A 13582-nucleotide genomic window follows, 5' to 3' on the forward strand; every position below is an offset into this window, starting at 1 on the left:
TGCTATAAAAGGAAGGAACCTATATTATTATTTCACAATGATTTTCTTTCCGTTAGATAATGTTATGATACCGTCTTCTACGATGCGGTCACCGGATTTAAGTCCATCTGTCACAACATAATTTTTTCCGTCAGGGGTAGGGATAACCGAAATCAGTGTAGATACTACAGAGTCGCCTTGTACTTTATATACCAGATATTTGTTTTGTTGTGTGAATGTTGATTTCTGAGGAATAAGGATAGTGCTGTCGATATTCCTTGGAATAGACAAATTACCACTGAATCCGCTTCTCAGTACTCCGTGAGGATTAGGGAATTCAGCTCTTAGCGTAACCGAACCTGTATTAACATTTACAAGTCCTGTTATGGTTTTTACTTTTCCTTTTTCTTCATAGATAGTACCGTCAGCCATTTTTAGAGAAACTTCCGGTAGGTTTGTGATTTTCTCTGCCTGAGTTTTTCCGGATAATTTATCCAACATGTTTACTAATTCTTTTTCGTTGATAGAGAAATATGCAAATACATTTCCTGTACTGGATACAGTTGTCAGTACATTCGCATTATTTACCAAGCTACCGAGACGATAAGGGATCGATCCCACAACTCCGTCTACAGGACTGGATACATTTGTCCAGCTTATCTGAGCTCTAGCATTTGCCAGTTGTGCTTCTGCCTGTGCCAAAGTGGCCATTGCAGCAAGATAAGTATTCTGGTAAGTATCCAATTGTACCTTACTCACAATACCTTTTTCGGCAAGCGGTCTGAATCTGTCTACATTCAGCTGTGCTGTACTTACCTGAGCTTTTGCACTTTCTACTGCTGCCTGAGCTGTTCTTACTGCCTGTTCTGCATTTGGTGAATTGATTTTGAATAAGGCCTGTCCTTTTCTTACCACTGCACCTTCATCAACATACATAGCTTCGATAAAACCATCGATGCGCGGCCTTATCTCTGTATCGTCCTGTCCCTTTATGGTTACGGGATATACTGTTTCCAATTGAACATTCTGTTCGTTTAATACCCTCGTAGGATATTCTTTCGGAGTATCATCCTGTTCTCCAAAAGGATTGGCATTCTTGTTCCCACAAGAAACCATTACAGTTAGAGCAAGTGCTCCAAAAACAATCTTCTTTACATTCATACCTAAAAATTTATTTAATTGTTTGATTTACTTATTCTGTCCATTTCCTGTAATAGAATACTCAGTTGAGTTTTCAGACCTTCCATGTCAATGTTTTTGAATAAACGATTTTGTTCTGTCTTTAGTTTTATGATAGCTTTTTCAAATAGTTCTTCTCCCGCAGGAGTTGTTTCTACAATACGGGCTCTTGTATCGGTTTCACTTTCCCTTCTGCTTATCAGTCCCTTTTTTTCTAAGTTCCTTAATATTGTAGAAGTTGTCATAGGATCGATATCTGTCTCCTGCGACAGAATAATTTGCGTAGCTTCCATCTTATGCTTGCTCATATGATAGATAGCTCCTAATAATTCCATCTGCGACGAGGTGAGTCCGAATTCATCCAATACTTTGTGCTTGCCTCTTTGCCAGTATTTGGAAACACGCCATATTAAATATCCTACATCCTCAGTCGGATTTCCTAATTTGCAATTTCCATCCATTTAATATAAATTTTGATTTGCTGGCAAATATAATAAGTGTACTTATAATAAGTACGCACTATAGTAAGTAAAATTTACTTTCTTAACATTTTTTACGAAAAAACATGCTATAAAACATATTTTTGAAGAATTTGGTAGGTTAGTTTCTTGAAGTTTGTAAATAAAAAACCATTGTAATGTGTTGTATATTAAGAAGAAATTAGTGGTGCTGTAAAACGGTAATCAAAAAAGCCGGATATACATCCGGCTCTCTTATTTTTATCAGATTCCTAAATCTTTACAAACTTGCTCTATTTTCTTTTCGGTGTTTGCGTCCACCGCATCATAGTCTGCCCTCGATTTAAGTTTTGCTTTTACTTCTATATAGAATTTAATCTTTGGTTCGGTACCTGAAGGCCTAATCGATATTTTTGTACCGTCTTCTGTGAAGTATTGCAGTACATTGGATGTCGTTGGCATCTCCAAGGTATATTCCTCATTTATGTTTAAATCCTGTGCTTTTAAAGTCACGAAATCTTTTATAAGGGTCACTTTCGATCCGGCAAGTTGCTTAATAGGATTTTCCCTGAAATTTTTCATCATGGCTTCAATTTCTTCGGCACCGCTTCTTCCTTCTTTAGTTACAGAAATTCCCTTTTCTTTAGAGAAACCGTATTCTACATAGATATCCTGAAGCATTTCGTACAACGTTTTGCCATTGTCTTTTGCCCATGCTGCAATTTCACCGAATAATATGGCTGCAGAAACAGAATCCTTATCACGTACGAAGTCTTCAGCAAGGAAGCCGTAGCTTTCTTCACCTCCGCCGATATATTGGCGTTTGCCTTCAAGTTCACGCATAACGGCGGCAATCCATTTGAAGCCTGTGTAGCATTCGAACATTTCCACACCGTTCTTTTCAGAAACCACTTGTGTAAGTGCGCTGGTAACAATGGTACGTACGGTATATTCTTTGCCTGTAAGCAATCCCAGTTCTTTTCTCCTTGTTATTATATAATATATAAGGATGAGCATTGTCTGGTTGCCGTTCAGCAAGATAAATTCTCCTTTATCGTTGCGGATACCGGCACCGAAACGGTCGGCATCAGGGTCTGTAGCAAATACAAGTTCGGCATTTGTTTCTTCCGCTTTTTTCACGGCAAGAGCCATCGCTGCAGGGTCTTCGGGGTTAGGAGATACCACCGTGGGGAAATCACCGCTCAATACGTCCTGTTCGGGAACATTGATAATGTTTTCGAATCCGCAGGCTTTCAAAGCCTTCGGGATAACTGTAAATCCTGTACCGTGGAGAGGGGTATATACGATACCTATATTATTATGGCGTTTGATAGAATCTGGAGAAAGCAGGATCGTTTTTAAATCCTTAATGTAAGCATCGTCCATATCTTTACCTAATATCTCTATCAGTTTCTTATTGCCTTTAAATTTGATGCTTTCGACATTTACACGGTTTACTTCGGCTATAATATTTTTGTCGTGTGGCGGAATAACCTGTGCACCGTCTTCCCAATATGCCTTGTATCCATTATATGCTTTCGGGTTATGCGAAGCGGTGATCATTATACCACTCTGGCATCCCAGTTTACGGATAGCATAAGATACTTCTGGTGTAGGGCGAAGGTCCTCGAATAGATAAGCCTTGATTCCGTTAGCAGAAAGAATATCTGCAGAAATCTCTGCGAATTTACGGCTGTTGTTACGACAGTCATGCCCGATCACCACCTTAATTTGTTTTAGGGCAGAGAATTCTTTCAGCAAATAATTTGTCAGTCCTTGAGTGGCTGCACCTATTGTATATATATTAACTCTGTTGGTTCCGGCTCCCATTATCCCACGCAGGCCGCCTGTACCAAATTCGAGGTCTTTATAGAAAGCTTCGATCAACTCTGTTTTATCTTCTTTATCTAATAATGCTTGCACTTCTTTCCTCGTTTGCTCATCGTATTTATCGGAAAGCCACATTTTGGCCTTGGCAGTCACTTGCATTAGCAAATCATTATTTTCCATCCTTGTTTCCTTTAGTTTTTATTATATTTTTTGTTGTAATAACAAGTTTTATGCAAACAACAAAAATAGTAAAATTTGAATAGGGATAATCAGAGAAAAGAAGAAAATATTTATAAAGTTATAAACAGTTATTTCTTGCCTGTGATTTTCAAAGCATTAAATAATCAGATGATTACTTAGCTGCATATTTTACCTGATCGAACAGGAATGGAAACAGCTGCTCATTCACACCATGATCGACCAGTGTTGCCTTATCCGCATCAAAAAGCATCTGGAACAGTTCGAAATCATTATCCTGATACAAAGCATTCTTGTAATGTTCAATAGCTTCCTTTTTATTGCCTATGCATAGTTCAACATGTCCAGCATTAAGATAATCATGTACATTCGGTTTTCCGGACAGGATCTGTTTATAATATTTCAGAGCCGTATCGTACTTTTTCATAAGGAATGCTGTCCATGCAATAGGGCGTTGCGCTTTTGTTCCTTTGCTATCCAGAAGTTCTACTTTGAAATAAGTATTCAATGCCTGTTCGTAATCGTTGAGTTCGAGATAACAATGTCCGATATTCAATTCTATATTTATATTGTCGGGGGTCAGCTTAGCTGCTTTCTTATAATAATCGAGCGAAAGATCCGGTTTTTTCTGAGTCCTGTACAATTGGGCAATTCGCTTTATTATCCACGAATTGTTTGGTTTCAGGAGATCGGCCTGTAAATATGCCTCTAATGCACCATCAAGATTATTGAGCATCTGCCGGCAATAGCCTATTTTCTGCCAGATATCCTCGCTTTGGTCATCTATAGCAATTAATCTGTTGAAAATATCCAGAGCTTCACTAAAATTATTTTTTTCGAAACAATAAAGTGCGATTTTCTTCATACTGTCGATATCCGATATAAGAGGAGCTATGGATTTTTTGTCATAGAAATTGAGGCTTAGCTTGAATATATCATAGAAGTTATTCTTATACGGATTAAGCTTGAAGAAACGGTAGAGATCTTGTATATACTGGTTCGATGCAACTTCTTCATCGGCGGTCGGGTTCATTTCCTGTGCTTCTTTCTGCAATTGTTTTATTTCTTCCGATTCGGCTCCCATGCGGCCCAGCATCATTTCGCGTTGAGCGGCAGGTATCTGTAGCAGACTGAAGCAGAAGGAATATTTATCGGAATTACACATATGTCCGGAATCGACAACTGCAGCCTTTAAAAGGTCGCTTGTGTTATTCTCGGGAAATAATATAGAAAATTCCGAATATGAGGGATCGAAAGGTAGGAACCAGTTGCTGATTTCGGAGAAGAACGGAAAATGTTTGAGACTCGAAAAGGTTGAATGAAATACATCTGCCCCTTCCATCTGTAGATTTGAATATTCCTGCAATTTTTTACCTAAACCGGATTCTTCAAGTTCTTTTTGCCATTCGGGGTTTTTCTCTGAAAAGTCTGAGTCGCCGCCCATCAGTTCATCCATATTGAGTTTCCTCCCTGCCAGATTGTTGAATTTCATCATTTCGGGGAGAATTTCTTCTTTTATCTTTTTTGTTATCTGTTCGGTTTCGCGGGAGCGTATCAATTGTATGATAGTTCGTAACACCGATTTCCGGAAATCCGGTTTTTCAGATAAAGCATCCAGCTGTGTCTGCAGTTCGGGATATAGTGGCCAGCGGACATCATACATCTGCATCATAACTACCAGTCCGACAATTGCTCTTGCACGCAATTGTATGTTGTCAGATGTGACAGCCTGCATAAGCACTTGTATTTTTTTTGCATCGAAACGATGAAACAGGCTAAGTGTGATAGCCGACAGGAAAATATTGTTTTCCCGTACAGGCAAGTCTATGTTGCTGATGAAGGATAAATAATCTTTGAGGTCTTTATCTTCGGCACGCGGAGATACATATACTGCATAAAACATATCGGAGCCAATACGCTCACGTTTTACCGATAATTCTCTTTTTCTACTTGTCTTTTCTTCTCTGTTTTCCAGCAAATCAACCAGTGCTATGGAGTCGATAATATCTTTTAATTGCGAATGATAGTCGGTTATCGAATCACTTCGAAGTGCATTTGTACGAAGTTTTTCAAAGAATATATTCGGAGATTCCAGTTTCAGCAATTCATCGGCGGAATCGTCCGTTAATTCATATAACGACCGCAAAAGATTGCGATATACATTCTCCCTCTCAGGGTCTTCCACACCTTCGAAAAGGTAATGAAGCATGAATTTATAATTTGTTTCCAGTTCGCTTAAGGTTTCTGAAATTTTCCAGTCTTGTGTGTTCACGACTAGCTTCATTAATAATTCAAAGGCATCTTTTAACTGTCTTTTTGACAGGTTTTGTAAAATGTCTTTTTTTAATGAAATTATATCCCGGCTGTTCATCTTTAGTGTTCTCTTTGTTCTGTTTACCAATAATTAGTTTGTAAGAACCAGTGTAGAAGGCGCTTCCTTCATCAGTTTCGGGTTTCTGCTATCCAATTCTTTCCAGCTGTTGAGGCTTATCATTATCAAATCCTGTTTTTTCAGTATATCTGCACCAATCGGTATATTATTATTCCAGAGTTGAAACAAATAAGGATTTATTGCCTTGATTGCACGGACCGATTTTATAAAGTCTATCGAATTGTCCATCAGTCCGATAGCATCCCATAAAGTAATCCTGACATAAGAATTTTCAGCCAGACGTTCCATAAATTCGCCGACGAATATATCGTCTTCGTCAAGAATTGGAACGAAAATGTTACGCACGCTCACCAGTTCCTTTGCAATACCTTTATCAATAAATATGCCAACCGGCATATCGCTCTTCGATACCATGGTACGGGTGCCTTCATCGAGGGGAGCCATCAGCATTCTCCGCCATTTTTTCTGATTACCCAGTTTTGTCAGTAAAAAGTTGGGTAAGTGCAGCAATCTGTTGGAAAATCCCAAGAAGCGTCCCAGAAAATTATTAGAAAGTACTGAACCCTGATAGCCGATAAGAAGAAAATCATATTCACCTTTATTTGCTATTTTGGCAGTACTGGTATTCGGGTCGCCTACCACCTTAAACATAGGGATGTAATTTTGTTGCAGGCTGCGGGCTTCTTGTTCTACAGGTTTGAACATTTCTTCTTCTTCCTCTTCTATGCCATACTGGTAGAGAAGGTTACCTTCCGACAAATGCAGCATTGTAACTTCCGAATTTGCCTGTCTTTTACGAATAAAGCTGTTTGCAATAAATAAAAGCTTTCGCCCCATTTCTGAGTTCTGAAATGAAACCAGTATCTTATATTTTCGTTCGACAGCAATCTCGGTTTTATCCTGTTTCCTTTTAAATATTTTATCAATGAGGCTAAGCAGGGGAGAAGTCATAAAAGTAGTTGTCAGCGCCATAACGACCATCATGGCAAATACTTCAGGGGTAAGTATGCCCAAGTCTAATCCAATATTCAGCACTACTAGTTCCATGAGTCCGCGTGTATTCATGAGTGCACCAATAGTGAGGCTATCTTTCCAGTTATTGCCGACAAACCGGGCAGCAATAGCGCTTCCCATTGTTTTTCCCATTATGGCAAGGAATACGATTCCTCCGCAAATCATCCACATGCCGGGCTCATTCAGTAATCCTATCTGTGTGCGAAGTCCGGTATATACAAAAAATAGGGGGAGTAATAAAACGAGGGCTATATCTTCTATTTTTTCTGTAAACAGATTGCGGAAGCTAAGATTTGGTGGCATAATTACACCTGCCAGAAATGCTCCGAAGAGAGCATGAATACCTATTACTTCAGTAGCATATGCCGAAAGGAAAAGAATGAGGAAAAATATTCCGATAGCAGATTTACTTATCGTTCTGTTTGATGATTGCAGGTCAGCTATTCGCTTAAGGAATGGTCGTACTACCCTGAACATAACCAGAATATATAATATTGCCAGAACAATTATAAATAATGAACTGGCAAAAGAACCGGCTTTTACAATTGCTATTACCGCCGCCAGCAGGCACCATGCGGTAATATCGTCTATGGCAGCACAGGTAATTATGGTTGCTCCTAGAGGTGTCTTATTTATACCTTTTTCGTGTACAATACGCGCCATGACGGGAAAGGCCGCGATACTCATCGCTATACCCATAAACAAAGCAAAAGGAAGAAAAATAGTATTCTGATGCGTAAATTGTCCGAACAGATAATAAGCAACAAATACCCCTAATGTAAAAGATACCGCTATGCTTGTATGACTTATAATTAAGGCATTATTAGCCCTGCTTTTTATCGTTTTCAGGTTTAATTCCATTCCCACAATAAACATGAAAAGTATCAGCCCGATCTGACTAAGGAACTTTATGTTTTCGAGAGAGGTGACAGGAAAGATAAATTCGGATACCATAGGGAAATAATGCCCAAGCAAAGACGGGCCTAAGACCACACCCGCTAATATTTCTCCAACTACGGTCGGTTGTCCTATTTTCTGACATAGCCATCCGAATATTCTTACTGCCAGAAGAATAACTACAATCTGAAGTAATAAAATAGCCATTGGCGCAGCCAGATCATCTGTAAGGTGGCGTATAAAGTCACTCCATGCAGATGAGGTAGAAGCTAAGCCGTATACATTTTGCTTTGCTTCCAGATTATGCCGTCCCATCCTGACAATAATATATATCAGAACAGAAAATATACCTATGATAGATGTGTAAAATACAAGGTTTTTATATTTTTTCATAAACTAATCCCAGTGTTTATGAGGCTGAATTTCCTTATCAGATGCAAATATACAATTTTAAAGTGACAATTCGACAACAGCCCATAAACCGGATTTAGAAAGCAAATGAGTGTGGACGGTATACGTCGATCTGTTTGGATATGTATTTATGAATATACTAAGGACTAATATTCTGAATTTTTAATAAAGAATTATGAGTAAATTTATTATCTTTACATTCTAAACTAAGTTGTTAGAATAACTATCTTTTGTTTGTGGAGTCGGAAGAAGAAGTTATAATGTTATCAGGATGCTTACTAAAGTGTTAAATAAAGAAGTATTTGTTAAATATTTACTTTATTAATATGTTTTAATACAAAAATTAAAACAAAAAAGTGTCTGAGATTTGGCATATTATAACTATCTTTGCACCGTTTTTCTAAAGCTATTATATTACAAAACTTTACGATATACGATTCTCGAGAAAAAATTAACTTTATGAAGAAAGAAACTTACAAACTATTGCCGCGAATATCGTTTACTCATGCTTTATCCTTGTCGGTGGTGGCGTTTACTGTGATGTTTTCCTGTTCTACATCAAAATCTGTTCGGGAGATACGTGCTTCACGCGAACAGTATCCAAATTCAATACCACAGACTGTGAAAGTCAAAGTGCCTGTAACAAAAGACGATGCTTTGACAAAAGAACTGTTTATGTACTCACAGGCAAAACGCCCTAATATAGAACTGCCTTATATAGAAGGTATGGACAAGGGATCAGTTATTGTCTCGGAAGAAGTAACTTATACGAATGCGGAAAGTATATCCCAATCTAAACCGGATGCAAATAAAGTAACAAACCTTAGCGAAGTACAGCATTTGAATGAAGTAATAGTGACAGCAAAATCCCGTTTCACTCCGGAGCAAAACGGAAAGGTAAACGTCGATTTTATTGTCAGGGTGCCTAAAGAATTGCTTTCTACTAATTTCCGCATGATAGTTTCACCAAAGCTTTTGCACAACGATTCTGTTGTTCCTCTCAAAGATGTGGTAATTAAAGGACAGGAATTCTCAAATAAACAAAAACAGTCATATGCCGATTACGAAGCTTTTTTGAATTCGATAGTAGACCGTGCTCATTACGACAGTGTTTTTGTCGACTATGACGGTGTGAAACAAGATATGGAATTTCAGCAGAATTTTTATTACAACCAGTATCATAAGGAATGGAGCCGTCAGGCCGATTTCGAAGAATGGAAAGCCAGTAAAGATGATGCTGAAGCATTGATGATAGCAAGGCAAACAGGCTATGATCAAAAAGTGTACTACGAGAATGTTCGCAAGGCACGAGAAAAAGCAATGAAAGAAGTTGCTAAAGGCAAAGATACCACAGGCTTCTTTGCGCGCTATATGAAGAGTGTATCAAAACCCGGCGATTTGAAGAAAGGTCGTAAGGTTGTAGAGCAAAAGAATGATTACCGCCTCGATTTCTATAAAGAATATTCCGACAGGGCAAAAGAGCAGGTAATGCGCGACTGGGCGGCCGGTAAGGACACAGTAGGTGCCTATGCCCGTTACATGAAAGGATTCGATAAGAATCTGAAAACTTTGATGCTCGAAGGAGACGATATGGATAAGATTCCGGAAAGATTCCGGGATATATTCCGTGAAGGCCGTAATATGGCTGAGATAAAGAATCAGTACCTGACAGAAAAAGACTCGGTCGAGATAGCTAAAAGCCGTTATAAATATGACGAAATAGCTATCAATGAAATGAAGAGAGAGAGAAAAGAAGAAAAAAGAAAAGAAATAATTATATTCCCTTACGAAGAAGATACCCGTATCGACAGTGTTGTCACAACGGATAGGGATTTTGTATATTATTACAAGCAGGATTATCCGGTGACACCGGGTATGAGAAGGCTTCGTCTGGTGATGGATTCTAAAGTAGATGCTATAGATAAGAGCCAGTTTGTACCATCGGTATCCGATACATTATCTTATTTTATATCCTCTTTATCGCAGTTGGCTGATTCTTCTCTGATAGCTAAGACAACTACCGTGCACCGCGATGTATATAACAGTATGGTTATTTATCCTAAGTTTGCACCGGGAAGAGCTAACTTCAACATCAACTATAAAGACAATAAAGACCAGACCGAGAAAGTGCTGAACACTTACCGTACATTTACCGGTGAGGGAAAATTGATTATGGATAGTGTTGTTATAAGGGTATCAACTTCTCTTGACGGTTCGTATGACGATAATGTTGAACTGTCAATGAAACGTGCAAATGCTTTGAAGGATTATTTCTCTAAAACATTAGGAAATAAAGCCGAAATGGCAATGATATTCAAGACACGCTACAGCGGTGAGGACTGGAATACTATGGCCCGCCTGATTATGAAGAGAACAGATATGCAGAACAAGTCCGAAATATTGGATATGTTGACTCAGGCAGTAAATCCGGATCAGTCGGAATTGGAAATAAAGAAAAATTATCCTACTGATTACAAGATCATAGTAGATTCGATTTATCCTCAACTGAATAAGGCTGATATAGTATTTAACATGACCCGTCCGGGAATGACAGAAGAGGTTAAGGTGAATACCGAAATCCGTCCTGATTATGCTCAGGCACTCCGTTATCTGCAAGACAGGGAATACTGGAAAGCACTGGATATCTTGCAGGCTTATCCTGACTATAATACAGCTCTGTGTCTTGTCTGTATGGGATACAATGCCAAGGCATTGGAACTGCTGGAAGGTCTGAAACAAACAGGCAATACTGAGTACTTGCTCGCGATACTTTCTATCAGGGCCGGTAATGACAATCAGGCTATAACTCACTTGTTGAAAGCATGTGAATTAGATCCGACTAAGGTATACCGTGCTCCACTCGATCCTGAAATTTTTGGATTGGTACGCAAGTACAAGTTGCAGGATCAGATGGAAAGTAAAGCAGCTGCATCGGAGATTCCGATTGAAGATATGCCTGCTCAGGAAAATACACAAGAATAATAAATTATTATAAATAATCGTGGTACCCCTGATTCATAATATGAGTCAGGGGTATTTTTTTATATACAAATAAAATAATTTTAAGAAATAAAATATTGTTCTGCTATTTCAGAAGGTAAATAAGCCTCAAAATATTATTTTTGTACGATCTAAAAATAATAATAAGAAATAAAATCTTAACAACATGAGTTACAGACTTCTGATGCCCAAAGAAATAGATGTAATGAAATCACAGGATTGTACTGCAGATAACTGGGATAATATAACAGTCGCCACTGATTTTAACCCTGACTATATAAAGCATGTAAACTTTTCGGGAAAAATACGGTTGGGAAAATTTGAAAAGGAACTTTCACTGCCCGGCGGATTGAAGAAACATTCGGGTATTCACCATGCTTGTCTTCATAATTGTGAAGTGGGTGATGATGTGCTTATTGAAAATATCCAGAACTATATTGCTAATTATAAGATAGGTAATAATGTGCATATTCAGAATATACATTATCTATATGTCGACGGTGAGTCTTCGTTTGGTAATGGGGTAGAAGTTTCGGCTTTAAACGAGACTGGAGGGCGTGAAGTGCTGATATATAATAAGTTGAGCGCTCACTTTGCTTATATTCTTTCAGCATACCGTCATAGGCCTGTACTTACGAAAAAGCTTCAGGATATGGTTATGAATTATGCTAAAGAGTGTACTTCTTCGATGGGTGTAATAGGAAACAATGTAAAAATAGTAAATGCAGGTGCAATAAAAAATGTCTGCGTAGGCGATTGTGCCGTTATAGAAGGGGCGCGTCATCTCGAAAACGGCACGATTAATAGCAATGAGTATGCCCCTGTTCATATAGGATACAGCGTTATAGCCAATGATTTTATTATTTGTTCCGGCTCGCGAGTAGAAGACGGGACAATGCTTTCCCGCTGTTTTGTAGGGCAGGCTTGTCAGTTGGGACATACCTATTCTGCCAGTGATTCATTATTCTTTAGTAATTGTCAGGGCGAAAATGGAGAAGCCTGTGCCTTGTTTGCCGGGCCATATACAGTGACTCATCATAAGTCTACTCTGCTAATTGCCGGTATGTTCTCTTTTATGAATGCGGGTTCGGGTTCGAACCAGAGCAACCATATGTATAAGCTGGGGCCGATACATCAGGGAATAGTAGAGAGAGGCGGTAAGACAACCAGTGATTCGTATATATTGTGGCCGTCGAGAATAGGGGCTTTTTCCCTGATTATGGGACGACATTATCATAATACGGATACCTCCAATATGCCGTTCTCATACTTAATAGAAGATAAGAATGAAACAGTGCTTGTACCGGGTGTAAATCTGCGAAGTGTAGGTACTATCCGCGATGCCCAGAAATTTCCGAAACGCGATATGCGTAAAGATCCGGAGAAGCTGGATCAGATTAATTTCAATCTCTTAAGTCCGTATACTATTCAGAAAATGTTCAAAGCGATTGATATATTGAAAGGTATGCTGGATACCTGCGGAGAGGCGAGCGATTTTTATTCATATAAAGGTTGCCGTATCAAGAATTCATCTTTGAAAAAAGGATTGAAATTATACGATATGGCTATCAATAAGTTTCTGGGTAACTCTATAATTTCTCGTTTGGCAAACTGTTCTCTTGAAAGTAATGATGAAATAAGAAAATGTCTCAAACCTGATACGGATATAGGCCTTTCAGTATGGAGCGATATAGGCGGAATGCTTGCTCCCCGTTCTGAAATAGATAAGCTTATATGTGATATCGAATACGGAAAGATAACGCAGGTAAGCGAAATAAATGCCGTATTCGAGCAGCTTCATAAGGATTATTATTCTTTGGAATGGACATGGGCATGGGAAAAGATACAGGAATATTATAACCTGTCGTTGGAAACTATAACAGCCGCCGATATTATTAATATCGTCAAAAGATGGCAGGAAGCGGTAATAAGCCTCGACAAGATGATATACGACGACGCTAAAAAAGAATTCTCGTTATCCTCGCGTACCGGATTCGGGCTCGATGGCGACAGGGCTCAACAAAAGGATGATTTTGAGCAGGTACGCGGTGTATTTGAAGAGAATGCTTTTGTAAAAGTCGTATTGACTCACATAGAAACAAAAACAAAACTGGGAAATGATACAATAGAACGTTTACAAAAAGCTATTGTATAACTTTTCTTTTTGATTTATATGATATAATCCGCAAATCTTTCTAGTTTTGTGGATTATGTATTTATTATG

At 38.5% G+C, this 13582-nt stretch carries 7 protein-coding genes; 2 read left to right on the forward strand and 5 right to left on the reverse strand.

What is annotated here, in order from left to right:
• Positions 1 to 27: 27 nt before the first annotated feature.
• The 5 genes from K348_RS0108985 to K348_RS0109010 all read right to left on the reverse strand — a co-directional run bounded on the left by K348_RS0108985 (position 28) and on the right by K348_RS0109010 (position 8340).
• Complete coding sequence (locus tag K348_RS0108985; protein ID WP_029904637.1) at positions 28 to 1140, reverse strand: efflux RND transporter periplasmic adaptor subunit; 1113 nt, start codon at positions 1138 to 1140, stop codon at positions 28 to 30.
• 14 nt (positions 1141 to 1154) lie between these two features.
• Positions 1155 to 1619 carry a MarR family winged helix-turn-helix transcriptional regulator gene (locus K348_RS0108990; RefSeq protein ID WP_029904638.1) on the reverse strand — a complete coding sequence of 155 codons (465 nt, stop codon included), beginning with the start codon at positions 1617 to 1619 and terminating at the stop codon, positions 1155 to 1157.
• 261 nt (positions 1620 to 1880) lie between these two features.
• Positions 1881 to 3626 carry a phospho-sugar mutase gene (locus K348_RS0108995; protein WP_029904639.1) on the reverse strand — a complete coding sequence of 582 codons (1746 nt, stop codon included), beginning with the start codon at positions 3624 to 3626 and terminating at the stop codon, positions 1881 to 1883.
• A gap of 172 nt (positions 3627 to 3798) precedes the next feature.
• Entirely contained in the window at positions 3799 to 5916 is a 2118-nt protein-coding gene (locus K348_RS0109005; RefSeq protein WP_231496760.1) for a tetratricopeptide repeat protein, read from the reverse strand.
• 132 nt (positions 5917 to 6048) lie between these two features.
• Complete coding sequence (locus K348_RS0109010; RefSeq protein ID WP_029904641.1) at positions 6049 to 8340, reverse strand: cation:proton antiporter; 2292 nt, start codon at positions 8338 to 8340, stop codon at positions 6049 to 6051.
• A gap of 477 nt (positions 8341 to 8817) precedes the next feature.
• Between K348_RS0109010 and K348_RS0109015 the strand changes: the two genes are divergently transcribed.
• Both K348_RS0109015 and K348_RS0109020 read left to right on the forward strand, forming a co-directional pair.
• Complete coding sequence (locus K348_RS0109015; RefSeq protein WP_029904642.1) at positions 8818 to 11340, forward strand: hypothetical protein; 2523 nt, start codon at positions 8818 to 8820, stop codon at positions 11338 to 11340.
• A gap of 184 nt (positions 11341 to 11524) precedes the next feature.
• Complete coding sequence (locus K348_RS0109020) at positions 11525 to 13513, forward strand: DUF4954 family protein (protein ID WP_029904643.1); 1989 nt, start codon at positions 11525 to 11527, stop codon at positions 13511 to 13513.
• Positions 13514 to 13582: the final 69 nt, after the last annotated feature.

Origin of the sequence: Prevotella sp. 10(H) (assembly GCF_000711235.1) — a bacterium.
GTDB lineage: Bacteria > Bacteroidota > Bacteroidia > Bacteroidales > Dysgonomonadaceae > Dysgonomonas.

What these genes read in the sequence shown, in the direction of transcription:
- K348_RS0108985 (WP_029904637.1), bottom strand. Translation starts at nt 1,140, where the DNA reads ATGAATGTAAAGAAGATTGTTTTTGGAGCACTTGCTCTAACTGTAATG.
- K348_RS0108990 (WP_029904638.1), bottom strand. Translation starts at nt 1,619, where the DNA reads ATGGATGGAAATTGCAAATTAGGAAATCCGACTGAGGATGTAGGATAT.
- K348_RS0108995 (WP_029904639.1), bottom strand. Translation starts at nt 3,626, where the DNA reads ATGGAAAATAATGATTTGCTAATGCAAGTGACTGCCAAGGCCAAAATG.
- K348_RS0109010 (WP_029904641.1), bottom strand. Translation starts at nt 8,340, where the DNA reads ATGAAAAAATATAAAAACCTTGTATTTTACACATCTATCATAGGTATA.
- K348_RS0109015 (WP_029904642.1), top strand. Translation starts at nt 8,818, where the DNA reads ATGAAGAAAGAAACTTACAAACTATTGCCGCGAATATCGTTTACTCAT.
- K348_RS0109020 (WP_029904643.1), top strand. Translation starts at nt 11,525, where the DNA reads ATGAGTTACAGACTTCTGATGCCCAAAGAAATAGATGTAATGAAATCA.